Below are 26855 nucleotides of genomic sequence, written 5' to 3' on the forward strand. Positions count from 1 at the left end.
TATGTCTACCCCTCAAAGCGCTATTCTACCCGATCACTGCAAAGCCGGTATTTTTATTGAAGCCGACGTCGTTCCCACCCAAGAAGCACATCTTAAAAAAGCCGCGCCCGAAGCTCTTGATGCTTTGGCAAAACTGCAAACTCAATATCCGGAAGCAGCCCTTGGCCTAACCATTGCCTTTGGCAGTGATTTATGGAAAAGCTTCGGTCACTCCGGCGAAGGCAGCGAAATCAAACCTTTCCGCCCTCTCGGTAATGGCTTGGCTCCGGCTACCCAACATGATGTGATGTTCCATATCCAATCTCTGCGCCCCGATGTTAACTTTTCTTTAGCCATGTCGCTTTTGGAGATTTTCGGCGACAGTATCAAAGTAGCGGATGAAACACATGGTTTCCGCTGGATTGAAGAACGCGGTTTAGAAGGCTTTATCGACGGCACGGAAAACCCTCAAGGCGACGAAGAAATCACCCAGGTCGGCACGATCGCTACCGAAGAGCCCGGCGGCGGCGGCAGTTATGTCTTACTGCAAAAATACCGCCACGACTTAAAAAAATGGAATACATTCGACCTCAACCTACAAGAAGACTGCGTAGGCCGAAGCAAAGCTGAAAATGAAGAATTCGAAGGAGAAAAACTCAACCCGCGTGCCCACATTGCCCGAACCAATCTGAAAGAAAACGGAGTAGGCTTGAAAATCGTACGCCGCAGTCTGCCCTATGGCACTGCCTCAGGCGAACACGGCCTGATGTTTATCGCCTATTGCGGCCGGCTATACAATATCGAAGCTCAATTACTGAGTATGTTTGGAGAAACCGACGGCAAAACCGACCTACTATTGGAACACGTTACTACCGCTGTATCCGGTGCTTATTATTACGCACCAAGCGTAGAACGCATGCGTAATCTGTAAAACATTTGCCTCCAAAAGGAAATCATGCCGTCTGAAAAGTTTTCGGACGGCATGATTTCTAGTCAGTTTTTTTGCAATAATTAAAAAATATCTACCTTATCCGAAAGCAGTAAGCCGCTGCTTTGAACGGATAGGTAAGCCATATCCGGAAAATGTACTTTAAAACTGCCGTTCAAATACCTAAGCCTGATAACTCCGTCTTTATTTGGATTAGTAATTCAAAATATCAAAAAAATAGTCACCTTCTATCTTTTAGAAAACGGACACGGCACACATAACAAAGGCCGTCTGAAAACAGCACCTCCAAGGTAAGTTTTCAGACGGCCCCTAAATATTCAACTGCTATCTTGAAAATCTAAAGTTTACAAATTAATACCATCTAATTTGGCAACGGTGTTGATATCTTTATCCCCGCGGCCGGACAAATTAACCAAAATCACTTTCTCGGGCGACATTTTCGGTGCTTCGGCAATTGCCCATGCTAACGCATGGCTGCTTTCCAAGGCCGGAATAATACCTTCGTAATGACATAAATCGTGGAAGGCATCCATAGCCGCTTTGTCGTCTGCCGCACAGTATTCCACGCGCCCCAAATCGGCCAAATGGCTGTGCTCGGGGCCGATACCGGGATAATCCAAGCCTGCCGATACGGAGTGTGTCCCCAATACTTGGCCGTTTTCATCCTGCATCAGATAGCTGCGAAAACCGTGCAATACACCGATAGGAGATTTTGAAGAAATCGGCGCCGCATGATTCTGTGTCTGCAAACCCAAGCCGCCGGCTTCCACACCCACCAAACGGACATTCTCTTCGGCGATATAAGGGTAAAACAAACCGATCGCATTGGAACCACCTCCCACACAAGCAACCGCTACATCAGGCTGGCGGCCTATGGCCTCCAACATTTGCTCTTTGGCCTCTTCGCCAATCACACATTGGAAATCACGCACCATTTCAGGATAAGGAGCCGGGCCCGCTGCCGTGCCGATAATGTAAAAAGTATCATCCACACGGGCAACCCATTCACGCATGGCTTCGTTCATGGCATCTTTCAATGTGCGCGAACCGCTGGTCACGCCGACTACATTTGCGCCCAACAACTTCATACGGTACACATTCGGAGCCTGACGCTGGATATCATCCGCCCCCATATAAACATGGCACTCCATACCGAAGCGGGCCGCAACCGTAGCCGAAGCGACGCCGTGCTGCCCGGCTCCAGTTTCGGCGATCACCCGTTTTTTACCCATGCGCCGTGCCAGCAAAGCCTGCCCGATCGTATTATTTACCTTGTGCGCACCAGTATGGTTCAAATCTTCACGTTTCAACCAGATTTGCGCTCCGCCCAACTTTTCACTCAACCGCTTGGCATGATAAACAGGGCTGGGGCGGCCTACATAATGTTTCAAATCATGACGGTATTCTTCCCAGAAAGCAGGATCGTTTTTGGCATCTTTATAAGCTTCCGCCAATTCTTGCAAAGCCGGAATCAGGGTTTCCGATACATACACCCCGCCGTGTTCGCCAAAAAAGCCGTACTCATCAGGAAATTGATAATCTTTCATTATAGTATCCTTAAAATCATGCTACCTTCTGGAAATATCCTTGTTCATCCCCAAGGCCGTCTGAAACATTCGGACCACCGCTAAAACTTTTAGCTGTCTATCCCAATCAATAACAAAAATTCTCATTAATTTTTAATACGCTATAATTGCGCATTAGCAATAAACGCCCTTACTTTCTCTTTGGATTTAATGCCTGGTACAAGTTCCACACCACTTGAAACATCTACTGCCAGCGCCCCGGTCAACTTAACGGCTTGAGTCACATTCTCCGGTGATAAGCCGCCCGATAAAATCCAATGATGGTTAATTTTTTCGGGCAGCAACTGCCAATCAAAACTCAAACCCGTACCGCCATACTCACCCTCAATATGGGCATCAAACAAAATACCGCGCGCATCAGGATACGCCTGGGCGGCATCTAGAATATCCTGCGTATTACGTACACGCACCGCTTTCAGGTAGGGCCGCCCGAAACTACGGCAAAAATCCGCAGTTTCATCGCCGTGGAACTGAAGCACATCTATCGGTACTGCCGCCAATACCTCCTGAATCCGCACTTGGCTTGCGTTAACAAATAAAGCCACCACACTGACAAACGGCGGTAATGCGCGTACTACCGTTTGAGCAGTTGCAATATCTACAAAGCGTTTGCTTTTTTCATAGAATACCAACCCTATCGCATCGGCTCCCGCCTCCGCAACCATATATGCATCTTCTGGGCTGGTAATGCCACAGATTTTAGTACGAACCTGATTCATAAATTTTTCCGTGTTGTTCCGGTTACTTTTCGCCCCACAACCAATCGGGTAAGGGCGGTGTTTCAACGCCCCATTGTTTTGGATAATCCACTCCGGTCAGATAAAGGCCGTCCGGCATAAATGTAGGAGGTGCTTTCAGGCGGCTTTTTTCGGCAAGCAACTCAGCAAAACCCTCTACGCTTAGACGTCCGCAACCAACGTAGACTAATGCGCCGACAATATTACGAACCATATGGTGCAAAAACGCATTGCCATGCAAATCAAGAGTCATAAACCTGTCCGTGCCCCTTAAAGCCACGTCATATAATGTTTTCACCGGTGATTTGGCTTGGCATTCTGCCGCACGAAAACTGGAAAAATCATGCTCTCCTACCAATAAATCTGCTGCACGCTGCATTAAAGCCATGTTCAAAGGCAAATGCGTCCACCCCACCCTTCCCGCCAATAATGGCGGGCGAACAGGCGAAGAGTTCAATATATAACGATAACGCCTTCCGCAAGCATCAAAACGTGCATGAAACCGTGCATCAACCTGCCGAGCCTTCCACACCGCAACCCCTTCGGGCAAATGCGCATTCACACCGCGAATCCAAGCCTGCTCCCCCCTCATAGCAGAGGTATCAAAATGTACCACTTGTGCAGTAGCATGCACACCCGTATCCGTACGACCAGCGGCAATTGTCGAAATAGGCTCATTAGCAATTCGACCAAGTGCATATTCTAATGCAGCCTGCACGGTATTAATGCCTTCAGCTTGCTTTTGCCAACCGTAAAAATGGCTGCCATCATATGACAAAGTTAAAGCCCAACGCTGCAGTGCGGATTCTGTGTGGTTTAATAATTCAGACGGCATCGCGTTTGATTCTGTAAAAATAAATTATTATAGCAATAAGCGCCTTTCAATGCCGTCTGAAAGCCAGATTTATTTTCTAAACAATATATCGATATTAAGTGAATATCAAAACCGTTATTTATGTAAACTACAGTTTAGAGCGAATGAAATATCGTTTGAATATTCATTGAAAAATAAACCGCTTTAAATTATCCAAGCATTCCGATGCTCTAATTACGCCCTAAAATGAATTTTGAGTAAAATAAAAAAGTTGGCAATTCATACTTACTCAATCACCGAATCATTTTTCCGAAACAAAACAGCCCGGGCCTAATTGCCCGGGCTGCTCATACGAGAGTTTTAATTACCCAACTCTTTCAGCAAAGCCTCCGCTTTACTGAGGATATTACCGTCAGACTCTTCCATCAACTCCATCAACGTATCTCGTGCTGCATCGGGGTCGCCAATTTCGATATACATCTTAGCCAATTCGTATTTGGCCTCTAACGGAGCGGTCATCCCTACAGATTCAGACAAGAATCCGTTACCTTCCTCCGAAACATTGGCAGCCGTCGAAGTAATCGAACTCTCATCAAAATGGATACTATCATCCCATTCGATAGTGGAATCCGCAACAGATTCAGCCGGAATATCCTTCAACCAATCATCGGCATCCTGAACCGCAATCTCACCCTCTGCAACCACAGCTTCGGCTGTCTCCATCTTAGACGGCCACTCAACAGCTTCTCCAACCGGTACGGCTGCCTCTACTACAGGTTCCGATATCGGCGCATCAAATTCAAGTGCCGGCAGCTCTTCTGTTTCATGCTTTTTCTCAGACTCCACGAACTCCGGCACTTCGGGTTCGTCGACTGTCCACTCCAAAGGTTCTGCTTTGGGTGCGACCTGCACAGTGGTTTCTGCCACAGGCTCTACCACAGGCATGGCCGGCACAGTGGCTTCTACCACAGGCTCTACTGCAGACATAGCCGGCATAGTGGTTTCTGCCACAGATTCTACCGATGCAAACTCTTCAGCAAATGATACGTTTTCGGCCAAGTCGCTTGGGGCGTCAGTCAACTCCGCAATATGATTGAAGCTGCTATCTTCAGGTTCATATACGCTTTCGGTTGATTCAATTCGATCCCAATCGGCATTTTTGCGTTTTTGAGTTTCCTCATCCAAAGTAACCGCGCCCGAAACAATACCACTTTGCTGGCTGTCGATATTGCCTAAGTCCAAACGGAAATTATCCGCTTTAGGTACTTCGGTTTCAGTGACTTCCGTAAAGAAGATGTCATCTTCAAAATCATCTTCTACACTTAGCTCATCCTCTGCTTTAGCCTTGGATTGCTTGCCGGAAGCTGCTTTAGCTGCAGTCAACGTAGCAGCAGCTTCGGCACGGGTCAGGGGCGCCGTATTGCTGGGACGGACAATAGGCTGATGAGTACGAATACCCTCATCTGCCGAAGCTCTTTCTTCTTTTACCGCGACTTCGACCGGAGTTGTCTCTTCAACATCAAATGTACCATCCTCCGCATTCGGAGTGGCAACAACTGCCTTTTTACGATTGCCGAGAGATTTGCCCACCAGCCACAGTGCCAAAGCACCTGCGCCAGCCAATAATAGCCAACGCCACCAAGAACCCGAAGCCGTATCATCAACTGCCGGCATTGCCGATGCTTCTGCAGGTTTAGCCTCTGAAGAAGCCATAGGCTCCGAAACAGCAGTTTCAGAAGAAGCTGCGGCCACAGCCACATCAGAAGCAGGCATATCCGATGCCATAGATACAGGCGCGGAAGCAGCTGTATCAGCCTGAGTAACCACAGGCATACTTGCTGCGGCAGAAGCCATATCCGTAGCGGCTTCAGAAGCTGCTTGTGCGGTTGTTGCAGGCGTTGTAGTTACAGCCGGCGTTTCAGACGGCATAGCTGCGGGCTGCTGCGCCAAACGGCGTAACTGTGCGGCGGAAGGAATATTTAATACATTACCCGGCCAAATTTGATCGGCATTGCCGTTTGTAAATAAATTGGGGTTAGCTGTAACCAAAGCTTGAACGGTTTGGTATGTAGTCATACCGTTCGGGCGCACTCGGGCAGCAATTCCAGTAAGTGTTTCGCCTTGACGAACAGTATAATTTCCCGACATAGCTCGACGAGGCTCTGTTCGGGTCTGAGTATGTTCCGTATTTTTTGCGGTTTTAATCTTTTTATCTGTGGAATGAGCAGCGGCTTGAGACGGTGCCGTTTTTTTACCGTCCGAGATATTGCTTCCGCCGACGACAGCCGCAACGCGGTCTCGGGCGGCTTTAGGATCAAACGGAGATACCGAGCGACCGCCGTTATTCGAACCATAACCCGGAGGATCGATAATTGCCGTATATTGGCGTGATTGTGTTCCTACTCCTAATTGAAACACCAATACAGGATCTTGTACGGCTGATTTTGAACGAATGCTGACAACAGCATTATCACCCGATTTACGCACACTACTGCCCAAACGGTTGTCTGAAAGGTTCACTTTTCCGCCGTTGAGCAAGATGCGTGCTTCTTCTCCGGTTACCGTCACCGTACCCGAGAAGGGCTCACCCAAATTTGATTGGACATTCAAACCGCCCAATCCTGCAAACGAACCGAATGATGTCATCAATGCCACAGATGCGGCAATAAGCTTGAGCTTGGTATTATTCTTCAAAACTTAGATCCCCTGTTGATTGCAGCATATCTTACGGCTGCTATAATTTCAGCACAGCCTACATGATATATGCGAATCAGTTTCTCTGCAAAGCGGCGGTGCTAATTTATGTAAAAACATTTTGTACGTTGCAGCTTTATAACCACGGAATACCGCCGTTTCACAATAATTTCCACTGAAAATTAAAGTTAAACTAATTATTTCGCAACATACAAATATGTCGGCAATGATGTAAAATCTTACGTTCTTCCGTATGATAATCATTTATACTGAAATCTTTTATATACCACACACTGCTATCCGTTATGAAAATACTTAGCGATTTTATCGCCGTCATCCTCTTTTTCACGACATACATTCTTACTAAAAACATTATTTGGGCCACAGCCGTTGCCGTTGTCATAGGCGTTTTACAGGCGGCCTTCACTTGGATGAAATATAAAAAGCTCGATACCATGCAATGGGTCAGCTTGATTCTTATCGTCGTATTCGGCGGCGCCACCATCATATTCAAAAACCCGCGCTTCATCATGTGGAAACCGACTTTACTATTTTGGTTCGGCATGTTGGCATTGGCCTCAAGCCATCTGCTGGGTAAAAACGGACTCAAAGCATTAATGGGCAAAGAACTCTCTTTATCCGATAGTGTCTGGCAGAAGCTTACCTACGCCTGGCTGACCTTTTTATTTATAATGGGTGTAATAAACTTGATCGTTGCCTATACCTTTAGCGAAGAAGTTTGGGCTTATTACAAATTTATCGGGTCAACCGCCCTAATGCTTGTTTTCTTTCTCGGCCAAGGTATCTACCTCAGCCGCCACTTACCGCAGGAGAAATAACTATGGAATATTATATGCTGCTGGCTACGGATGCCAATGATACCCATGAGGCTCGCGCAGCCGCCCGCCCGGCACATCTCCAACGCCTAGAGGCTTTGAAAGCGGAAGGCCGCCTGCTTACTGCCGGCCCGACTCCTCTACCGGATAACCCCGAGCGCGTGTCAGGCAGCCTGATTATCGCAAGCTTTGCATCTTTAGATGATGCGCAAAGCTGGGCAGAGCAAGACCCTTATGTGGATGCCGGCGTATATGACGAAATCCTGATCAAACCTTTCAAAGCAGTGTTTAAATAAAGCCGATGAAAACTATGCAATCGAATATCGAAAATCGCCTTCAGGTTTTAAAACCGTTGGTATTCGAATTTCATGACGACAGCCATCTTCATGCCGGCCATGCGGGTAACCGTGGCGGCGGGCATTACTCGATTTTGGTGGTCAGCGAAGAATTTACCGGCATTTCCCGCATCAACCGGCAGCGTATGGTCAATGCGCCCCTGCAAGACCTTTTTTCAGACGGCCTGATTCATGCTTTAAGCATAAAAGCATTAACACCTGAAGAATATTTCAATTCATAATCCATTTTCCGAAAGATTACACGATGAAAACAATCAAGCTCACTTCCATGTTGGTATTGGTAGCCCTTTCCGGCAGCCTGGCTGCACAAACTTTGGTAACCGTAAACGGTACTAAAATCGACAGTAAAGATATCGATGCACAAGTAAAAATGCTGCAAAGCCAAAGCAACGGCCAAATCCAAGATTCCCCCCAATTACGCGACAACCTGACCCGTCGCCAAATTACAGGTATCATCATCGGTCAAGAAGCCAAGCGCTTGAAGCTGCACGAGAGTACCGAATACAAACAAGCTATCGAACAAGCGCGTGCTGCGGCGAAGGAACAAGGGGCAGACAAGAAGCCGAATTTCAAACAAGAATGGGCAGCTTATGAAAATGATCTGCTTAGCCAAGCCTACGTTGCACATATCGTACGCAGCAATCCGGTTACCGAAGCCGATGTAAAAACAGCCTATAATGATTTCAGCAACTTTTACAAAGGCTCTTCCGAAATACAATTAGGCGAGATCATAAACCGTGACAATACTGTTATCCAAAAAGCCCTTGGCGAACTGAAAAACAAAAAAAGCTTTAAAACCGTAGCCGGCCAATACAGTGCGGACCCGCAAGCCAAACAAACCGGCGGCATCAGCTCGGGTTATCTCAACTTGAAAGATTTGGAACAAGGCGCACCTGTTGTTTACAATGCCGTTAAAGATTTGCGCAAAGGCAGCTATACCGATGTTATGCAAAGCCAAGACGGCCTTTACGCTATTTTCTACGTAAACGACAAGCGTGCCGCGAAAATCCCCTCCCTTGATGAGGTAAAAGAATCTTTAGGGCGTGATTTACAGGCAGCCCGTATTGATCAGGCCATACAAGCCCTTTACGGAAAAGCGGATGTCAAGCCGGCCAAATAATACCGACAAAAGCCGCCCTCATGAAAATGAAAGGCGGCCGAACACTTTTCAGTACAACATATAATAACCAACGGAAATCAATATGAAATTAAAACATTCCGCTCTATCCGGCGCATTGGCATTGGTACTTGCAGGCGTCGCCCTAGCCGCTCAAGCTCCCCAAATTGACAGCGGACGCATTGACAGTATGGTCAATCAGGTTTTGAAGCAGGTTGAAAATAATCCCAAAGCAGCCCAACAGCAAGACGGCAAACTTATCCGTGAAAATGTAATCAAGCAGCTGCAAAGTTTTGAAATCCTAAAAAATGAAGCCATTAAAATCGGTTTGGATAAAGATGCCGACATACAAAATCAATTGAAAAACCTAGAGGCTGAATTTTATGCCAACCAATATATCGCACACTTGGAACGAAGCACCGAAGTAAGTGAAGCAGATATCTATCGTGCCTACCAAGAACAAACCCGAATGGTACAAATCCAGCAAGTTCACTTCGATAGCGAAGCACAAGCCCGTGAAGCGCAAGCGCTGCTTTTGAAAGGTCTGAGTTTCGAACAGCTGATGCAACGTTATCCCAATCCGGAGCAAGACTTCAAAGACTTTGTTTCGCCACAACAGTTAGCACCAGAAATCGGCCAAAAAGTTGCACAGATGACCCGCGGAGAAGTCAGCCGTGATCCGCTTATGTTTAACGGGAAATACTATTTATTAAAAGTATCGGCAGACGAACGCAACCCGAATGCTCCTCCGTATGCCGAAGCCAAGCAACAAATCGAGCAGCAAGTAAAACGGCAGCGCGTACAAGAAAAGATTACTTCCATACTGAATGCAAATGGTTTGAAATAAAGCGATACCGCTTAAACTCAGCATGTATAAAGAACCTCTGTATTACCTACAGAGGTTTTTCTTTCAAATACTTCGGCGAAAACAGGGATAAATACGCCCTACTTACAATAACGCTGTATAATGCCGTCTGAAATCATTCTCAAATATCCGATATGTCCAACCAAAGATTAATATACGGTTTTCATGCCGTTAACGCCCGCCTGTGGCAAAATTCCAAAAGCATTACCGAACTCTACATTCAAGAAGGCAAAAACGATGCCCGTACACGCGAAGTTCTTGAAAAAGCGGCCGGTGAAAACGTACGTATCCATTTTGTAGATCAAGCCAGACTCGACAACTTGACCAAAGGAGCACGCCACCAAGGTGTGGCGGGCTTTATTGATGCCTCAAAAAACCATGTTCATTTGGAAGACGTATTGGAAAATCTCAGCGAACCGCCCCTTCTGCTGGTATTAGACGGCATCACTGATCCCCATAATCTGGGGGCGTGCTTACGCACCGCAGATGCCATGGGCGTACATGCAGTTATCGCACCGAAAGACAAGAGTGCGGGACTCAACGCAACGGTTAGCAAAGTAGCTTGCGGCGCCGCCGAAACCGTACCTTATATTACCGTAACCAATCTGGCTCGTACCTTACGTGAACTAAAAGAGTACGGAATTTGGATTATTGGCACCGATATGGGCGGCGATGCAGACTTATTTCACTGCGATTTACCCGCAAGTACCGCTTGGGTGATGGGAAACGAAGGAGAAGGTATGCGCCGCCTCACTCGCGAACACTGTGATATGCTGGTTTCCATCCCGATGTTCGGTACGGTAGAAAGTATGAATGTATCCGTATCTGCCGGCATGGTACTCAGCGAAACACGCCGTCAGCGTACCTTAAAATCAGAAAATTGAATTGATTCCGAGATACCTGATATTTTAAGGTAATACAGCTAAATGTTCATGCCGTCTGAAAACTATTCAGACGGCTCCTTTGTTATAAAACCCTAATTATCCGTTCCTTTTTCAGTCATATTTTTCTGAGGTTCCTGTTTGCCACACCTCAAGCAATAGTGGCCGGAAACTGTCAGAAAATTGACACCTCCACCGGTATCTTCTGTTATCATCTTGTAAATATCAAAAAAATCACAATATTGCATACAAATAAAAATAACTGCCTATTGGTGTTTATACGTTATTTGCAATGCCCTGACTGAAACCGTTATACCCCGTCTGAAGGATATGCTCATGCTCACGTGGTTTATTGCCGCCGCTCTGATTTTAATTTTTGAATTATTTGTCGGAACGATCTATTTGTTAGTTGTCAGCGCTGCCCTTTTCGGCGCAGGTTTGGCCGAACTTTTATTTGCCAATACATCTATCAGCGTACTAACCGCAGCAATTTTATCGGGTATCGGTATTTGGTGGGTCCGCGGCTGGATACGCCGAAAGCGTCGCTCTCCCGAAATCGAAACCGCCCGCAGTGATTTGGATGTCGGCCAAACCGTACGAATTCTGCGCCATTTGCATACCAACCGCTATGAAGTTTTTTATCGGGGCACTCAGTGGCAGGCAGAGGCTGTTAACGAACATACTGTCTCCGCAGCCCAAACCGGCACCATTACAGGTAAAAACGGTAATATTCTTTTAATCCAACTTCACCCAACACATTAATTTTCAGGAGAACTCATGGAATTTATCAGCTTCCCCATTCTTATCTTGATGGCCGTGATTATTTTCGGCTTCAAGGCCTTTACCGTTGTACCACAACAAGAAGCTTATGTAGTCGAACGCTTAGGCCGTTTTTACAAAGTACTGAAGCCGGGTTTGAATATCCTTATTCCTTTCATCGATCGCATTGCCTACAAGCATACGTTGAAGGAAATTCCGTTGGATGTTCCCAGCCAAGTCTGCATTACCCGTGACAACACCCAACTAACCGTTGACGGTATTATCTATTTTCAAGTAACCGACCCCAAGCTGGCTTCGTATGGCTCTAGCAACTACATTATGGCGATTACGCAATTGGCTCAAACCACCCTGCGTTCGGTGATCGGCCGTATGGAGTTGGATAAAACTTTTGAGGAACGCGACGAAATCAACAGTATCGTTGTTTCCGCTTTAGATGAAGCTGCCATATCGTGGGGCGTAAAAGTTTTACGATATGAAATCAAAGATTTAGTTCCACCCCAAGAAATCTTGCGCGCTATGCAGGCGCAGATCACAGCCGAACGCGAAAAACGCGCCCGAATCGCCGAATCCGAAGGCCGTAAGATTGAGCAAATCAATTTGGCCAGCGGTCAACGGGAAGCCGAAATCCAACAGTCCGAAGGTGAAATGCAAGCTGCCATCAATGCTTCACGTGGTGAAAAAGAAGCCCAAATCAACCGTGCCGAAGGTGAGGCGCAAGCCTTGCGTTTGGTGGCCGAAGCCAATGCCGACGCTATCCGCGCGGTAGCGCAAGCACTTCAAACCGAAGGGGGTAGTGAGGCAGTAAACCTGAAGGTAGCCGAACAATATGTAGAAGCCTTCAGCAAACTGGCGAAAACCAACAATACCCTGATTATGCCTGCTAATGTAGCTGATATCGGTTCATTGGTTTCCGCAGGATTGAAGATTGTCGAAGGCAATAAAAATACCGCCAAATAAAATACGAATACCCAATAAACTTACCTAAAAATATGCCGTCTGAAATGCTTTTTCAGACGGCATATTTTTTCTGAGTCCAACTACAGGCCTAAAGTAAGTATTTGCCGATATACCCGGTAATCTTATTTGAAGAACTGGCAAACGTGTTATCAAAATATTATCAGCCCCGAAAGCTCATAAAATATTGCTCAACCATCCAGCAGTATTTTTAATACCTTCGGCAGCAAACAATAAACCATCACCTATTACCAAACGCAGGCATATCATTGTATAAACACGCTTAGCTTATCGGAAAGGCTCAGCGTAATTTAGCCGGTACGGAAGGCGCAGGCAGCCGTTTTAACCCCGTACCTGCTAAATCAATATGGCCGAAACGCGAATGACCTTGGTTCCAATCTTCTACTGCAAGGCACAAAGATTCCCTGCTGTCGGCAACAAAATTCCACCAAATTAGCGTAGGATACGGCAACGGTTCGCCACCCAAAAGCATCACATGGCAATCAGTTTCCGCATGCAGCAGAAGGCTTGACGCGCCGTTAAGCTCGATAAAGGCCAATTCATTTTCGACAAATACCTGCCCAGCAACCTGCAAGCTGCCAGAGATGATCAAAACACCGTATTCCCAACCGGAATTTAATGCTACAACATTTTCACCACCTGCTTTTAAGCGTATATCCAATCCAAGCAGCGGGCTGTATTGCCGCGTAGGAGCGGTATGGCCACCGTAACTGCCTGTGGTTAAGGTATAATCCGCCCCGTTTTCCGTCCATGCGGGTAATTTGGGATAATGCTCAAACGAAGGTTCGATTTCTTGATTCAATGGTAGCGCAATCCAAAGCTGTACGGCATGCAGATGTTTTATACCCTCAGGAGTTTGCTCGGTATGACTGATACCTCGGGCATCACCGGTACCGGCAGTCATCAGATTAACTTGGCCGGGACAGATTAATTGCTTGTATCCCAAACTATCTTGATGCCACATTTCCCCCTGAATCATCCAAGTAAAAGTTTGCAGGTTAGTATGCGGATGAGCGCCAACCTGCATACCATCTGAACCCGGGCCGAATACGGCAGGCCCTGCATGATCTAAAAAACACCATGCGCCAATTGTGCGGCGGCCACTTTGCGGTATCAGGCGTGCAACCGGTATGCCGCCTACATCTTTCAACCGCGCGCTGACTTTGTCTACCTGCATGAATCTTCCTTTTGATTAGCTATATCGACTCGTTATTTAGCTATGTTTGCTATCTTTTCAAATCCTGCTTGTCATTCAGTATAATGGCTTTCAGGTAAACCTAACAGATAGCTTCACCACAGTGTTTTTTACGTACAGGCCGTTTGAAAACTTACCGGCTGATATTTCAGACGGCATTCAGTAAATAATTTTTTTTCCGTATCCCTCTAAAATTTCTTTAATTCCCAATACGGTTTCCCGCGCAGGCGGGTGTATACCTTCGAGCTTGTAAGTATCGCCGCATAATGCCCACTTATGTGCGCCCAATTCGTGATACGGCAACAATTCCACCGTATCGATATTACCCATATCGCCGATGAACTCACCTAACAGATGAGCCGACCTTTCGTCGTCGGTATAACCCGGCACAATCACAAAACGTACCCTTACCGCTTGATTGCGTTCCGCCAAATAACGGGCGAAATTCAAAGTTTTGGTATTGGCTATACCGACTAATGTCTTGTGGATTTCCGGATCTATCTGTTTCAAGTCGAGCATGACCAAATCGGTATTATCCAGCAGCTCTTCCAATATATTGTCATAATGCAAAGCATAGCCGTTGGTATCCAAGCAGGTGTGGATATCATGAGTGCGGCAGGCTTTAAACCAATTGCGGATAAATTCGTATTGCAGCAACGGTTCGCCGCCTGTTGCCGTTACACCGCCGCCCGTTGCTTTCAAATAATGGCGGTAAGAGAGTACCTGCTTCATCACCTCTTCTACGCTTAATTCCAAAGCCTTATCGGTATGCATGTCCCAAGTATCACGGTTGTGACAATAAAGGCAACGCATCAGACAACCTTGCATAAATAAAACAAAGCGCAAACCAGGGCCGTCTACCGTTCCGCAACTTTCGATAGAGTGCACGATGCCTTTGCCTTGGTAATGGCGGCTTCCGGCTTGGGATACCGCTACTTTTGAGCGGATAATCGGTATATTTTTCATTTTTCGAATATTTGTGATTATTTCTTCAGACGGCCTGTCATACCCTAAAGCAGAACATTTTTAAAAATCATACTTACAGGCCGTCTGAAAACCAAAGTAAACATATTGACTGCCCTGACTATTTATTTGCCATCCGCATGAAAAGTGCCGGAAATACTCCGGCACTTGCATCTTCAGAGATCGGCTACAGTGTTTTACATACTGGCCGTAAAGGTACGGGTGATGACGTCTTGTTGCTGCTCTTTTGTGAGCGAGTTAAAACGCACGGCATATCCCGAAACACGGATAGTCAACTGCGGATACAACTCTGGATCGTTCATAGCTTCAAGCAGCATTTCACGATTGAGTACGTTCACATTCAAATGCTGTCCGCCTTCAATACCTTCTTCATGATGGAAATAACCATCCATCAAACCGGCCAAGTTTTTCTCGCGGGATTCGCCGTCTTTACCCAATGCGCCCGGCACAATCGAGAAAGTATAGGAAATACCATCTTTGGCAAACTCAAACGGCAGTTTGGCTACAGAGCTGAGCGAAGCCACCGCACCATTGACATCACGCCCGTGCATCGGATTCGCCCCCGGGCCAAACGGCGCACCGGCGCGGCGGCCATCGGGTGTATTACCGGTTTTTTTACCGTATACCACGTTGGAAGTGATGGTCAGCACGGATTGGGTGGGGAGGGCATTGCGATACATTTTATGGTTGGCCACTTTTTTCATAAACCGCTCTACCAAATCGCAAGCAATGCTATCGACCCGATCATCGTTATTGCCGAATTGCGGATATTCTCCCTCAATCTCAAAATCAACGGCAATATTGTTTTCATCACGAATCGGGCGCACTTTGGCGTATTTAATCGCCGACAGCGAATCCGCCGCTACCGACAAACCGGCAATACCGCATGCCATCGTACGCTTCACATCACGATCATGCAGCGCCATCAGTACAGCCTCGTAAGCATATTTGTCGTGCATATAATGAATGATATTCAGGGCGGTAACATATTGGGTAGCCAGCCAATCCATGAAATTATCCATGCGGTTCAATACGGTATCGTAATCCAGTACTTCATCGAGAATCGGCTCGGCTTTGGGGCCGACTTGTTCTTTTGATTTTTCGTCTACGCCGCCGTTAATCGCATAAAGCATGGTTTTAGCCAGATTGGCACGCGCTCCGAAAAACTGCATGTGTTTACCCACCACCATCGGGCTGACGCAGCAGGCAATCGCATAATCATCACTATCGAAATCCGGACGCATCAAATCATCGTTTTCGTATTGGATAGACGAAGTATCAATCGATACCTTGGCACAGTAGCACTTGAACTGCTCAGGCAGCCGCTCCGACCACAATACGGTAATGTTTGGTTCGGGCGACGCTCCCATGTTGTAAAGCGTATGCAGGAAGCGGAAGCTGTTTTTAGTTACCAATGTCCGACCATCCAATCCCATACCGCCGATGGATTCAGTGGCCCAAATCGGGTCGCCTGAAAACAGCTCGTCATATTCTGGCGTACGCAAAAAGCGTACCATACGCAGTTTCATAACCAAATGGTCAATTAGTTCTTGAGCCTGCAATTCGGTCAACGTGCCGTTTTGCAAATCACGCTCGATATAAATATCCAAAAACGAGGAAACACGCCCGAACGACATCGCTGCGCCGTTTTGTGATTTTACGGCAGCCAGATAGGCAAAATAAGTCCACTGAACCGCCTCGCGGGCATTTTGAGCAGGGCCGGAAATATCAAAACCATAGCGTGCCGCCATCTCTTTCATCTGACCGAGCGCACGGTATTGCTCACTGATTTCTTCGCGGCGGCGGATTACCTCTTCCAAATCATTGCCCGCTTCCAAATCTGCCTGCAAAGAATCAAACTGAGCCGCTTTATCGGCCATCAAGCGGTCGATACCGTAAAGAGCCACACGACGGTAATCACCGATAATCCGTCCGCGTCCGTAAGCATCAGGCAAGCCGGTTAGCACACCCGATTTACGGCAGCGGCGGATATCGGGGGTGTAAACGTCAAATACGCCCTGATTATGGGTTTTACGGTATTCGGTAAATGCTTTTTCCACTTCCGGATTCAGAGGGCTGTTATAAATACGGCAAGAGTCCATCACCATTTTCAAACCGCCGTAAGGCATGATGGCACGTTTGAGCGGTTCATCGGTTTGTAATCCGACTACGGCCTCCAAATCTTTATTAATATAACCCGCTTCATGGCTGTTGATACCGGCCACAATTTGTGAATCGATTTTATAAGGTGCATGGGTACGGTTTTCGACCTTGATACATTCCATCACTTCATGCCACAACTTTTTCGTTGCTTCAGTAGCCGGCTGTAAAAACTCCGCCCCGCCTTCGTAAGGCGTGTAGTTTTGCTGAATGAAGTCGCGCACATCAATGCCCGCCTCCCAGCTTCCCGATTTAAAACCTGTCCAAGCGGCAGGGCGTGTTTGTGTGGTCGCACTCATGCTTTAACTCCTATTTAACAATTCAAACCAACAAGATAAATAATTTTCTGAGTATTTAGCATAGCACCACAATATGGCACGGTTAATACATAAAAACGAAATAAAATTACTTTATTGACTTACATCATGAAACAAAATGTAGTCTAAAAAACAAGCGTTCCTAATGCTGGCAATCACTTTTCTACAAGCGTAAAATAAATAAATTACGCGCGTTAACATATTTCAAAAGTTTCCCCGTATACCAACCCATCTGCTTTGGTTCCAAACGTAAAAAGGCCGTCTGAAAAATTTCAGACGGCCTTTTTAACCCCCCAACAGAGCACTCCGCTCACCATTCTAATCGGATATATTTTCAATCTGCGGCAGTAAAATAGTGATTACATTTTCGGCGGTAATAATTTGCCCGGATTAAGCAAGTTATGCGGATCCAATGCCGCCTTTACCGTACGCATCAAAGCAATTTCCGCATCGGTACGAACACGCGGCAACCAATGGTTTTTCACCTGACCGATACCGTGCTCGGCAGCAATGGTTCCCTCGCAGGCCAATACGTTTTCATACACAATAGCATTTACCGCATCTTCATAAGCATATACTTCATTACTTAATACGTCAGGCAGGAAAGTATTGTAATGCAGGCTGCCGTCACCCAAATGCCCGAATACGACAATGCGGATACCGGTAAACACCTTTTCCAAGGCAGGCCCACAACCGTTTACAAACTCGGCTACGCGTGCAATCGGTACGGCAATATCATGTTTGATACTGGCACCCAAGTTACGCTGTGACGCTGAAATATTTTCACGCAATTTCCACCAATCGGCCCGCTCTGATTGTGACTTCGCCAAAGCGGCATTTTCAAAACCCTGCTCATATAAAAACTCAGCCAGCAAACTACCCAAGTCATCTCGCGGCACAGAATCGGTTAATTCCAACAAAATATGCCACTCGGCATCCACGGGTGAGCGGGTTCGGCTGAATTCGGCAGACAGAGATAACGCAAATCGGCTGACCAACTCAAAACTGCACAAGCGTTCGGCAAAACGTCCTTGAATCAAAGTTAGCAATTCAACGGCTCTGTCAATATTTTCTACGCCTACCCAAGCGGTTTCGACAGTTTGCGGCTGTGCAAACAATTTCAGAGTCGCTCCCGTAATAATGCCGAGCGTTCCTTCGCTGCCGATAAACAAATGGCGCAGGTCATAACCCGTAGTATTTTTGTGTAACGGCTGTAAATGCGATATCAGCGTACCGCCGGGCAGTACCACCTCCAATCCCAACACCAAATCACGCATACTGCCGTAACGTAATACATTCAAACCACCTGCATTACAAGCAATGTTACCGCCGATTTGACAAGAACCCTCACTAGCCAAGCTCAAAGGGAATAAACGTCCGGCGGCGGCGGCGGCCTGCTGAACACTCTGAAGCACGGCACCTGCATCTACCGTTATGGCATTGTCGGACAAATTAACCTGACGGATTCGGTTGAGTTTGCTTAAATTCAACAATACCCCGCCATCCGGAACTGCCGCCCCGCACAAACCGGTATTGCCCCCTTGTGGCGTAACCGGAATACGGTTTTCATAACAAAAGCGCATCAGTGCCTGTACACCTTCTACACTGGCAGGCTGTACCACCGCATCTACCCGTCCCGTATAACGACGACGCTGATCAGTTAACCAAGCTTCCGTATCTTCAGGCAATTCGGCAGAAGATAAAATTTGTTGCAGCTTTTGCTTAAGCGACATTTGTCATTTCCCTAAATCAAAGTTTTCAGACGGCATCAATTAAAAGTAATCAAAAGAATATTAAAGCATTATGTTTGTTTATATTCATTTACCATATCTTTACCGTCTGGAATCCATATTATGGAGGATATTTACAATTTACCGTAAGTACAGAAATAAGCAGTATCTACCGCTACTTTCAGCTGAAATTTGCTGTTTGCATCAACGGTAAAACTTTCCCCCGCAGAAAATATTTGCCATTCATCCGAACCGGACAATTTAACTGTTAAAGCACCGCTGATTACTGTCATTGTTTCAAAATCGTCGGTACCGAACTCATATTCTCCCGCCTCCATCACTCCGACCGTTGCCGGTAAGGTTTCGGTTTGCAGTCCGATAGAAGCAACTCTACCGTTGAAATACTGATTGATCTTCAACATAATTTTCTCTCTATTTTTCTCCAAAAGTTACGATATCTACTATTTTGCCAATATGTTTATTAAATACCTTTATCCGATATCTGAAACCCTATTTTTACCAACAAATATCTATTTTACTTGTCTACTATCATAATAAAAGCGGGATAGGCAGATTCAAACCTTACCTAAAACCACTCTCATTCACATATTTTGCCCACGCCTTTTACATATAGCAGGCAAAACAAAAGCAGGATACTAGAAGTATCCTGCTTTGCAATCTATATTCGGATAGATTATTTAGTAGCAGCAGAAGCAGCTTCGGTAGCAGCAGAAGCAGCAGCTTCAACAGCAGAAGCAGCAGCAGAAGCGGCTGTATCAGCAGCAGAAGCGGCTTCAGTAGCAGCAGAAGCAGCAGCTTCAGTAGCAGCAGAAGCGGCCTCGGTAGCAGCAGAAGCGGCAGAAGCAGCAGCCTCGGTAGCGGCAGAAGCAGCAGAAGCAGCAGCTTCGGTAGCTTTAGTAGCGCTATCGCCACAAGCAGCCAATACCAAAGACATCAGGGCAGCAGCAAACAATGATTTTTTCATTTCTATTAACCTTCTTTATTGATCAATTTTAAAGATAACTAAAATTTGGCCGGTCAGTATTGCACGGCCATATTACAAATCCATGACTGAATTTTCAGCAATTATGCCGCACGCCCCACGCCAACGCAATCATGCTGATTGAGGTTGCCGTAGGTTGTGTTTCTTTTAGTGTGCCTTCAGACGGCATAAGTTCACATAAAATCACCCCTTTTATTCGAAACAACTGCCCAAACTCTTTTTTTAATCTATTTTTTCAATTAGTTATATTAATTTTTAAAAGAATTGATAATTTTGCAAAGGTTCTGTTTCTTTTGTTATCTTTTTTACAAAAGTTGCGAAAAAGCAACATACAAAAATTTTCATGGGTATTTCTTTTGACACCGGCACCGCTTTACATACCCGCAAAGAAACCTTTTATATAGATTTCGTATGCTACAATTAGTATGTTATTCACCTACTCCGAGAGGATACCTCATGGCTATTGCAAAAAACTCAGCCGTTACCCTGCACTATGAAATGTTTGATGCCAACGACCAGCTCATTGATAAAACCGAACAACCGATTGCCTATCTGCACGGCGGTTACGACGGTATTTTCCCGTTGGTTGAAGAAGCACTCCATGGTAAAGATGTCGGCGATGTAGTCGATGTCGTACTTTCTCCCGATGACGCCTTCGGCGAACAGGATCCCGAATTGGTTCGCATCGAAGACTTAAGCGTATTCCCCGTAGAGGTGGAAGTCGGCATGATGTTTGAGGCAGATGATCCCGAAACCGGCGATGTGTTTGTTTACCGTGTAACCGATATTGCCAATGGCAAAGCCGTAGTAGATGGCAACCATCCGCTGGCAGGGATGAAAATCCGCTTTAAAGCAACTGTTGACAGCGTGCGTGATGCGACAGCCGAAGAAATTGAGCACGGTCATGTACACGGTCCGCACGGACACCACCACTAAGCATTTGCCCCTATCTTAAAAATACCAATGCCGTCTGAAACTTTTTCAGACGGCATTTTTAACCGCACATGTTATAAAAAAGAATATTTCAACGATAATAAAAATCCGAATATTTCATTACTTTTTTAACATAAATCATAAGTAAACAAGCCATCTGTATTTTCAGACGGCCTGTTATGATCAAAATAAATTATGCAAGGTTTTGCAAGTAATTCAGCAATAAAGGCACGGGGCGGCCCGTTGCGCCTTTTTCCTTACCTGATTTCCAAGCCGTACCGGCAATATCCAAATGAGCCCACGGATAATCTTCGGTAAAGTAAGATAAGAACGTAGCTGCCGTAATCGTACCCGCTCCGGGGCTGCCGATATTCGCCAGATCCGCAAAGGGTGATTTCAACTGCTCTTTATAGGTGTCAAACAACGGCAACTGCCAAGCCTTATCATTCACCTCCAACGAGGCCGCCAACAAACTGTCGACCAACTCCTGATTATTACCCATCAAACCGCTGACATCATGCCCCAATGCCACAATACATGCCCCTGTTAAGGTAGCGACATCAATCACGGCACGCGGTTTGAAACGCTCTACATAAGTGAGTGCGTCACACAAAATCAAACGACCTTCGGCATCTGTATTCAACACCTCTACCGTTAGGCCCTTCATAGTTTTAACCACATCGCCCGGTTTGTTGGCGCCGCCCGATGGCATATTTTCACAAGTGGGCACAACCGCCACCAAGTTAATCGGCAGCTTTAATTTGACGGCGGCACAAAATGTACCGATTACGCTTGCCGCACCGCACATATCAAATTTCATCTCATCCATATTCAAGCCGGGCTTGAGCGAGATACCGCCGCTGTCAAACGTGATACCCTTACCCACCAGAACCACAGGGGCTTCATCTTTATCAGCGGCACCATGGTAACTCAGTTCAATCAGATAAGGTTTTTGACGGCTGCCTTTCGCTACCGCCCAAAACGCACCCATATGTTCTTTGATAAAGTCTTTTTTACGGATTTTTACACCCGCTCCCAGCTTGGTCGCTTCTTGTTTTGCTGTTGCAGCCAAAAACTCGGGAGTACATTCGTTCGGTGCTGCATTTCCGAGGTCTTTAGCAATACGCATACCGTAAACTTGAGCTTCCGCTACGGCAACTGCACCGCTTAAATCTTCGCTACCATGATAAAACACGGTTTTTTCCAATTTTGCCGGTTTAGCTTCTTTTTTATAACGGTCAAAACGGTAAACCGCCATGCCTAATGCCACCGCAAAAGCTTCGGCTACGCGCGGAGCCTCCACTTCATCAAATGCCCCCACATCCACATGTACCTCATGCTGCTTTTGCGCCCACGCAGCAGCTTCGGCTGCGGCTTTATCCAAAGTAGCCCGCTCTTCATCTTTCAAGCGCACCACTGCCAGCGACTGAAAACCTTCACCCGCAGGCAATTTGGCCTCGGCAAAAACCTGTCCCTCTTCTAAAGAAGCACAAAGTGCTTTAGCGGTTTCATTGCTGCCGGATTGGGCACACGGGCAAGCATCACTGCACACATATAACAACGCGCCTGTTTGTTGCGGCTGCAATTTTTCAACTTTTGTGCTAAATTCCACGCTTAATCTCCTAATCAAATCCACGGTATGTTCAGACAAAGGCTCCGCAAAACGGAAAAGCCGTCTGAAACAGGAAAACGGCTGTGGTTGATTGTACCCTATTCGACAGGCCGCCTGAAAGCCTGCATAAACGATACTGATACGGCGCATCTTACCCGAACACGGTCAGAACCTTGCACTATCGCCGTATCAAATCTTCCCGGCCGTTAATTAATATATGATTTACCAACGCAACTTTATCAAAGAACTGTCATTTACGGCAGTCGGAATTTTCGTGGTGCTGTTGGCCGTACTGGTCTCCACGCAAGCTATAAATCTTTTGGGACGCGCCGCAGACGGCCGGGTTGCCATCGATGCCGTTGTCGCACTGGTCGGCTTTTGGGTAGTCGGTATGACACCGCTTCTGCTGGTACTTACCGCCTACATCAGCACCCTTACGGTTTTAACCCGCTACTGGCGCGACAGTGAAATGTCGGTTTGGCTCTCGTGCGGCCTGTCACTAAAGCAGTGGATTAATCCTGTTTTGCGTTTCGCCGTGCCGTTTGCCATACTGCTTACCCTGATGCAGCTGTTTATCATACCGTGGGCAGAGCTGCGCAGCCGCGAATATGCCGAGCTTTTGAAGCAAAAACAGGAGCTCTCAATGATAGAAGCCGGGGAATTCCGTGCTTTGGGTAAAAGTAACGGCCGGGTGTATTTCGTCGAAACCTTCGATACCGATTCGGGGGTAATGAAAAACCTATTTCTGCGTGAAACTGACAGCAAAGGCCGCGATAACATTGTATTCGCCAAAGAGGGTTCATTTGCTTTAAACGACAACAAGCGTACTTTAGAGCTCACGCAAGGCATACGTTACAGCGGCACCCCCGGCCAAGCCGACTATAATCAGGTTTCATTTGAAAAACTCAGCCTGATTATCAGTACCTCGCCGAAGATTATCGACCCCGTTTCCAACCGCCGTACTATTCCGACCCTCCAGCTTATCGGCAGTAACAATCCCGAACATCAGGCGGAATTAATGTGGCGCTTGTCTCTGCCTATCAGCATATTGATTTTGAGCATACTGGCCATTCCGTTATCGTATTTCAACCCGCGTACCGGCCACACCTATAATATTCTGTTTGCCATTGGTTTTTATCTGATTTATCAAAACGGCCTTACTTTTCTGCGCAATGCCGTTGAAGACGGCAAACTCAATTTCTGGATAGGGCTATTACCGCTGCATATACTGATGCTGGCAGCCGCACTTGCTTTACTGCATGTGCGCAGTATGCCTGCACAGCCGTTTTGGCAGGCTCTGAAAAACAGTACGAAAGGCGATGCACAATGATGCTTCTAAGCCGCTACCTTATCCGCCAACTTACCATATCGGCACTCTATGCCCTACTGGCCCTTTTGGCCTTATACAGTTTTTTCGACATCATCAGCGAAGCGGGAGATGTAGGCAAAGGCAGCTATACCGGCATGAAAATGATGCAATATATTTTTATGCAGGTTCCGGCACATGCCTATGAACTGATGCCTTTAGCCGCATTAATAGGCGGCCTGATTGCGCTGAACCAATTGGCTTCCGGCAGCGAACTGACCGTTATGAAAGCCAGTGGTATGAGCACCCGCAAGCTGATTACCATTTTGCTGCAATTTGGTTTGATTTTTGCCCTGTCCACAGCCGTATTGGGCGAATGGCTGGCACCCGCGGCCAACCGCTATGCCGAAAATATGAAAGCCGGCGCCGTAAACGGAAAAATCAGCACGGGCAGCCAAGGTTTATGGCTTAAAGAACAAAATAATATTATCAATGTCCGCGAAATGCTGCCCGACCATACTTTATTGGGTATTAAAATTTGGCGGCACGACGATCAGTTCCGCCTGATTGAAGCCATGGAAGCCGAATCAGCCCGCCCGGGAAACGGTAGCTGGCAGCTGAAAAACGTTCGCCGCAGCGTCATTGACAACGACCGGATTCTTGCGGAAAAACAGCCCGAACAAAATTGGCCCATTTCCCTGCAAAACAATCTGCTTGATGTTTTATTGATTTCACCCGAACAAATGTCGGTATCCGCACTCACAACTTACATCAGCCATCTGAAAGATAACCAACAGCAAACCCGCCCCTATGAAATCGCCTGGTGGCGTAAATTAATGTATCCGCTGGCAGCCATGGTGATGGCCTTGGTAGCATTGGCATTTACCCCCCAATCGACACGGCACGGCAACATGGGGCTGAAACTGTTTTTCGGCATATGCTTGGGACTGGGCTTTCACTTTGCAGGCCGTCTGTTCGGTTTTACCAGCCAACTTTACGGCGTACCGCCTTTTATTGCCGCCATGCTGCCGACAATATTATTCGCTGTTTTGGGCATATATCTCATCCGCCGGCAGGAAAAACGCTAAACCGCCTTATTTACATTTACTGATACAGAAAGCAAATTTATGTTCAGCATTCTCATTATTCTTGGCTTGATTGCACTGCTTATCGGCTTACTTGGCACGATTTATCCCGCCATCCCCGGTTTGGGTCTGATGTTTGCCGGCGCATGGCTGATAGCCTATGCAGGCGACTATCAGATTATCGGTACCGCTACTTTGATATTCCTCGGCATTGTCGCCGCTGCGGGAACCGCTATGGATTATGTAGCCGGTATGCTTGGTGCCAAATTTACCGGTGCCAGCAAAACTGCTGTTTGGGGCGCTTTGATCGGAGGCATAGCAGGTGCATTTTTTTCCCTGCCCGGCTTGCTGCTTGGGCCATTGGTAGGAGCCGGCATTGGTGAATTTTGGGCTCGAAAAGACTTGCTCTCTGCAGGGAAAGTCGGCTTGGGCACATTCATCGGCTTTATCGTCGGCGTTATCGCCAAACTCGGTTGTGCATTGACCATCATATTCACTTTGGCAGTAATGGGAGTCATCAGCCTTTTCCAATAACAGGACAGATTTTCCCAAGGCCGTCTGAACACGTTTCAGACGGCCTTTTATCATACCGCCAACAATGTTAATATCTGCAAACACACTAACAAAAATGGAGAAACAGATGACCACTCTGCCACGCCCGGAAATCGATGAAAACGGCCTGCTTGAATATTCGGTAGTTTATACCGACCGCGCTTTAAACCATATGTCGCAAAAATTTCAAACGGCTTTCCGCTATATTTCCGCCACACTGAAAAAAGTTTACGGTGCACAACATACCGCTGTCATTCCCGGCAGCGGCACCAGCGGTATGGAAGCCGTTGCACGTCAGCTGGCCCGTAATGAAAAATGTTTGGTGATTCGAAACGGTTTTTTCAGCTTCCGTTGGAGCCAAATTATTGAAAAAGGTACGATTGCAGCCGAAACTCGTGTTTTCACCGCTCGGCAGGCCGATGAAACACAAGCCCCTTTTTCTCCTGCGCCTATTGAGGAAGTCACCGCCGCAATAGCCGAATACCGCCCGGCCGTAGTGTTCGCGCCTCATGTAGAAACCGCATCAGGCATTATGCTGCCCGATAACTATATCAAAGCTTTAGCAGATGCCGTACACGCTGTTGGCGGCCTGCTGGTTATCGACTGTATTGCATCCGGCTGTATCTGGCTGGATATGCAGCAACTGGGAATTGATGTATTAATTTCCGCTCCGCAGAAAGGCTGGAGCGGCGCTCCATGCTGCGGTTTGGTAATGCTAAACCAAGCGGCTTATGAAAAAGTACAGGCAACCGAATCCGACAGCTTTAGCCTGGATTTGAAAAAATGGCTGCAAATTATGGAAGCCTTTGAAAACGGTGGTCATGCCTATCATGCTACACCGCCCACCGACGCGCTGATGGTATTGCACGATGTTATGAAAGAAGCCGAAGCCATTGGTTTCGATGTTCTAAAAGCCAAACAAACCGAACTCGGCCTGAAAATGCGTGCCTTACTGGCACGTGAAGGGTTTGTCAGCGTAGCTGCTCCCGGCTTCGAAGCTCCCGGGGTCGTTGTCAGCTATACAGACAAAGCCGATATACACAACGGCAAAGCCTTCATCGCCGAAGGTATGCAGATTGCCTCGGGCGTACCACTACAATGCGGCGAGCGTAATGATTTCCAAACATTCCGCTTGGGGCTGTTCGGATTAGACAAGTTACAAAATATTGACCGCACAGTCGCCTTATTTGAAGAAACTTTGGCAAAAGTAAAATAATGCTGCCAATTGCCTGATATAAATCGAAGGCCGTCTGAAAACTATTTTCAGACGGCCTTTATTCAAATATGCACATCGCCAAAGTGGTGCTGTTTTTTTTCAATTGCATACACGGCAAAAGTAAGCTGTTACAAACCCTCTATATATTTAAGCTACCCACTTCAAGAAAATAATGCCGTCTGAAAATCATTTA

At 46.8% G+C, this 26855-nt stretch carries 25 protein-coding genes; 14 read left to right on the plus strand and 11 right to left on the minus strand.

What is annotated here, in order from left to right:
• The first annotated feature begins 1 nt into the window (after position 1).
• A complete protein-coding gene (locus tag LVJ86_RS07105) occupies positions 2–910 on the plus strand; it encodes a Dyp-type peroxidase (protein WP_047761504.1) in 909 nt (302 codons plus the stop codon).
• 362 nt (positions 911–1272) lie between these two features.
• Here LVJ86_RS07105 and trpB read toward each other — a convergent pair whose 3' ends face one another.
• The 4 genes from trpB to LVJ86_RS07125 all read right to left on the minus strand — a co-directional run bounded on the left by trpB (position 1273) and on the right by LVJ86_RS07125 (position 6759).
• Entirely contained in the window at positions 1273–2475 is a 1203-nt protein-coding gene (trpB, locus tag LVJ86_RS07110) for a tryptophan synthase subunit beta (protein WP_047761503.1), read from the minus strand.
• 140 nt (positions 2476–2615) lie between these two features.
• The gene (locus tag LVJ86_RS07115; protein WP_414629262.1) at positions 2616–3320 is read right to left on the minus strand and encodes a phosphoribosylanthranilate isomerase; all 705 of its coding nucleotides are present in this window, start codon (positions 3318–3320) and stop codon (positions 2616–2618) included.
• Positions 3256–4086, minus strand: a complete 831-nt coding sequence (gene truA / locus LVJ86_RS07120) for a tRNA pseudouridine(38-40) synthase TruA (RefSeq protein WP_047761501.1) — start codon at positions 4084–4086, stop codon at positions 3256–3258. The genes LVJ86_RS07115 and truA overlap by 65 nt, the downstream gene beginning before the upstream one ends.
• A gap of 339 nt (positions 4087–4425) precedes the next feature.
• Positions 4426–6759, minus strand: a complete 2334-nt coding sequence (locus LVJ86_RS07125) for a motility hub landmark protein FimV (protein WP_047761500.1) — start codon at positions 6757–6759, stop codon at positions 4426–4428.
• Positions 6760–7064: 305 nt separating this feature from the next.
• Here LVJ86_RS07125 and LVJ86_RS07130 point away from each other — a divergent pair, with 305 nt between their 5' ends.
• The 8 genes from LVJ86_RS07130 (at position 7065) to LVJ86_RS07165 (ending at position 12551) form a co-directional block, all read left to right on the plus strand.
• Complete coding sequence (locus LVJ86_RS07130; protein ID WP_047761499.1) at positions 7065–7598, plus strand: septation protein A; 534 nt, start codon at positions 7065–7067, stop codon at positions 7596–7598.
• Positions 7599–7600: 2 nt separating this feature from the next.
• Complete coding sequence (locus LVJ86_RS07135; RefSeq protein WP_047761498.1) at positions 7601–7891, plus strand: YciI family protein; 291 nt, start codon at positions 7601–7603, stop codon at positions 7889–7891.
• Between the two features lie 5 nt (positions 7892–7896).
• Positions 7897–8172 carry a BolA family protein gene (locus LVJ86_RS07140; protein ID WP_047761497.1) on the plus strand — a complete coding sequence of 92 codons (276 nt, stop codon included), beginning with the start codon at positions 7897–7899 and terminating at the stop codon, positions 8170–8172.
• A 23-nt stretch (positions 8173–8195) separates the two neighbouring features.
• A complete protein-coding gene (locus tag LVJ86_RS07145; protein ID WP_047761496.1) occupies positions 8196–9071 on the plus strand; it encodes a peptidylprolyl isomerase in 876 nt (291 codons plus the stop codon).
• An 82-nt stretch (positions 9072–9153) separates the two neighbouring features.
• Positions 9154–9915 (plus strand): peptidyl-prolyl cis-trans isomerase, encoded by a 762-nt coding sequence (locus LVJ86_RS07150; RefSeq protein WP_047761495.1) that lies wholly within the window; start codon positions 9154–9156, stop codon positions 9913–9915.
• Between the two features lie 152 nt (positions 9916–10067).
• Positions 10068–10817: a 23S rRNA (guanosine(2251)-2'-O)-methyltransferase RlmB gene (rlmB, locus tag LVJ86_RS07155; RefSeq protein ID WP_047761494.1), complete on the plus strand. Its 750-nt coding sequence runs from the start codon at positions 10068–10070 to the stop codon at positions 10815–10817.
• Between the two features lie 333 nt (positions 10818–11150).
• Positions 11151–11576 carry an NfeD family protein gene (locus LVJ86_RS07160; RefSeq protein WP_047761493.1) on the plus strand — a complete coding sequence of 142 codons (426 nt, stop codon included), beginning with the start codon at positions 11151–11153 and terminating at the stop codon, positions 11574–11576.
• 24 nt (positions 11577–11600) lie between these two features.
• Positions 11601–12551: an SPFH domain-containing protein gene (locus LVJ86_RS07165; RefSeq protein ID WP_152667066.1), complete on the plus strand. Its 951-nt coding sequence runs from the start codon at positions 11601–11603 to the stop codon at positions 12549–12551.
• Positions 12552–12849: 298 nt separating this feature from the next.
• Here the strand turns inward: LVJ86_RS07165 and LVJ86_RS07170 are convergent, their stop codons facing one another.
• The 6 genes from LVJ86_RS07170 to LVJ86_RS07195 all read right to left on the minus strand — a co-directional run bounded on the left by LVJ86_RS07170 (position 12850) and on the right by LVJ86_RS07195 (position 19940).
• The gene (locus LVJ86_RS07170; protein WP_047761491.1) at positions 12850–13746 is read right to left on the minus strand and encodes a pirin family protein; all 897 of its coding nucleotides are present in this window, start codon (positions 13744–13746) and stop codon (positions 12850–12852) included.
• Between the two features lie 177 nt (positions 13747–13923).
• Positions 13924–14730, minus strand: a complete 807-nt coding sequence (pflA, locus tag LVJ86_RS07175; protein ID WP_047761490.1) for a pyruvate formate lyase 1-activating protein — start codon at positions 14728–14730, stop codon at positions 13924–13926.
• Between the two features lie 194 nt (positions 14731–14924).
• Positions 14925–17207: a formate C-acetyltransferase gene (pflB, locus tag LVJ86_RS07180; protein ID WP_047761489.1), complete on the minus strand. Its 2283-nt coding sequence runs from the start codon at positions 17205–17207 to the stop codon at positions 14925–14927.
• Positions 17208–17584: 377 nt separating this feature from the next.
• A complete protein-coding gene (locus LVJ86_RS07185) occupies positions 17585–18958 on the minus strand; it encodes an FAD-binding oxidoreductase (protein ID WP_047761488.1) in 1374 nt (457 codons plus the stop codon).
• A gap of 131 nt (positions 18959–19089) precedes the next feature.
• Positions 19090–19377 carry a pyrimidine/purine nucleoside phosphorylase gene (gene ppnP / locus LVJ86_RS07190; protein WP_047761487.1) on the minus strand — a complete coding sequence of 96 codons (288 nt, stop codon included), beginning with the start codon at positions 19375–19377 and terminating at the stop codon, positions 19090–19092.
• Between the two features lie 272 nt (positions 19378–19649).
• Positions 19650–19940: a hypothetical protein gene (locus tag LVJ86_RS07195; protein ID WP_047761486.1), complete on the minus strand. Its 291-nt coding sequence runs from the start codon at positions 19938–19940 to the stop codon at positions 19650–19652.
• Positions 19941–20414: 474 nt separating this feature from the next.
• Between LVJ86_RS07195 and LVJ86_RS07200 the strand changes: the two genes are divergently transcribed.
• Positions 20415–20894 carry an FKBP-type peptidyl-prolyl cis-trans isomerase gene (locus tag LVJ86_RS07200; RefSeq protein WP_047761485.1) on the plus strand — a complete coding sequence of 160 codons (480 nt, stop codon included), beginning with the start codon at positions 20415–20417 and terminating at the stop codon, positions 20892–20894.
• 190 nt (positions 20895–21084) lie between these two features.
• Here LVJ86_RS07200 and LVJ86_RS07205 read toward each other — a convergent pair whose 3' ends face one another.
• A complete protein-coding gene (locus LVJ86_RS07205; RefSeq protein ID WP_047761484.1) occupies positions 21085–22503 on the minus strand; it encodes a leucyl aminopeptidase in 1419 nt (472 codons plus the stop codon).
• Positions 22504–22720: 217 nt separating this feature from the next.
• Here LVJ86_RS07205 and lptF point away from each other — a divergent pair, with 217 nt between their 5' ends.
• From lptF to LVJ86_RS07225, 4 genes are all read left to right on the plus strand, one after another.
• A complete protein-coding gene (gene lptF, locus LVJ86_RS07210) occupies positions 22721–23833 on the plus strand; it encodes an LPS export ABC transporter permease LptF (RefSeq protein WP_047761483.1) in 1113 nt (370 codons plus the stop codon).
• Positions 23830–24897: an LPS export ABC transporter permease LptG gene (gene lptG / locus LVJ86_RS07215; RefSeq protein ID WP_047761482.1), complete on the plus strand. Its 1068-nt coding sequence runs from the start codon at positions 23830–23832 to the stop codon at positions 24895–24897. Before lptF ends, lptG begins: the two co-directional genes overlap by 4 nt.
• Positions 24898–24936: 39 nt before the next feature.
• Positions 24937–25428, plus strand: coding sequence for a DUF456 domain-containing protein (locus tag LVJ86_RS07220; RefSeq protein ID WP_047761481.1), 492 nt, complete (start codon positions 24937–24939; stop codon positions 25426–25428).
• 106 nt (positions 25429–25534) lie between these two features.
• Positions 25535–26662 carry an aminotransferase class V-fold PLP-dependent enzyme gene (locus tag LVJ86_RS07225; protein ID WP_047761480.1) on the plus strand — a complete coding sequence of 376 codons (1128 nt, stop codon included), beginning with the start codon at positions 25535–25537 and terminating at the stop codon, positions 26660–26662.
• Positions 26663–26855: the final 193 nt, after the last annotated feature.

The organism is Neisseria arctica, assembly GCF_022870905.1.
In the GTDB taxonomy this organism is placed as follows: Bacteria; Pseudomonadota; Gammaproteobacteria; order Burkholderiales; family Neisseriaceae; genus Neisseria; species Neisseria arctica.

Bases quoted from the DNA above. Each gene is read 5' to 3' on its own strand.
- LVJ86_RS07105 (WP_047761504.1), top strand. From the start codon at position 2: ATGTCTACCCCTCAAAGCGCTATTCTACCCGATCACTGCAAAGCCGGT.
- trpB (WP_047761503.1), bottom strand. From the start codon at position 2,475: ATGAAAGATTATCAATTTCCTGATGAGTACGGCTTTTTTGGCGAACAC.
- truA (WP_047761501.1), bottom strand. From the start codon at position 4,086: ATGCCGTCTGAATTATTAAACCACACAGAATCCGCACTGCAGCGTTGG.
- LVJ86_RS07130 (WP_047761499.1), top strand. From the start codon at position 7,065: ATGAAAATACTTAGCGATTTTATCGCCGTCATCCTCTTTTTCACGACA.
- LVJ86_RS07135 (WP_047761498.1), top strand. From the start codon at position 7,601: ATGGAATATTATATGCTGCTGGCTACGGATGCCAATGATACCCATGAG.
- LVJ86_RS07140 (WP_047761497.1), top strand. From the start codon at position 7,897: ATGAAAACTATGCAATCGAATATCGAAAATCGCCTTCAGGTTTTAAAA.
- LVJ86_RS07145 (WP_047761496.1), top strand. From the start codon at position 8,196: ATGAAAACAATCAAGCTCACTTCCATGTTGGTATTGGTAGCCCTTTCC.
- LVJ86_RS07150 (WP_047761495.1), top strand. From the start codon at position 9,154: ATGAAATTAAAACATTCCGCTCTATCCGGCGCATTGGCATTGGTACTT.
- rlmB (WP_047761494.1), top strand. From the start codon at position 10,068: ATGTCCAACCAAAGATTAATATACGGTTTTCATGCCGTTAACGCCCGC.
- LVJ86_RS07160 (WP_047761493.1), top strand. From the start codon at position 11,151: ATGCTCACGTGGTTTATTGCCGCCGCTCTGATTTTAATTTTTGAATTA.
- LVJ86_RS07170 (WP_047761491.1), bottom strand. From the start codon at position 13,746: ATGCAGGTAGACAAAGTCAGCGCGCGGTTGAAAGATGTAGGCGGCATA.
- pflA (WP_047761490.1), bottom strand. From the start codon at position 14,730: ATGAAAAATATACCGATTATCCGCTCAAAAGTAGCGGTATCCCAAGCC.
- pflB (WP_047761489.1), bottom strand. From the start codon at position 17,207: ATGAGTGCGACCACACAAACACGCCCTGCCGCTTGGACAGGTTTTAAA.
- LVJ86_RS07185 (WP_047761488.1), bottom strand. From the start codon at position 18,958: ATGTCGCTTAAGCAAAAGCTGCAACAAATTTTATCTTCTGCCGAATTG.
- ppnP (WP_047761487.1), bottom strand. From the start codon at position 19,377: ATGTTGAAGATCAATCAGTATTTCAACGGTAGAGTTGCTTCTATCGGA.
- LVJ86_RS07195 (WP_047761486.1), bottom strand. From the start codon at position 19,940: ATGAAAAAATCATTGTTTGCTGCTGCCCTGATGTCTTTGGTATTGGCT.
- LVJ86_RS07200 (WP_047761485.1), top strand. From the start codon at position 20,415: ATGGCTATTGCAAAAAACTCAGCCGTTACCCTGCACTATGAAATGTTT.
- lptF (WP_047761483.1), top strand. From the start codon at position 22,721: ATGATTTACCAACGCAACTTTATCAAAGAACTGTCATTTACGGCAGTC.
- lptG (WP_047761482.1), top strand. From the start codon at position 23,830: ATGATGCTTCTAAGCCGCTACCTTATCCGCCAACTTACCATATCGGCA.
- LVJ86_RS07220 (WP_047761481.1), top strand. From the start codon at position 24,937: ATGTTCAGCATTCTCATTATTCTTGGCTTGATTGCACTGCTTATCGGC.
- LVJ86_RS07225 (WP_047761480.1), top strand. From the start codon at position 25,535: ATGACCACTCTGCCACGCCCGGAAATCGATGAAAACGGCCTGCTTGAA.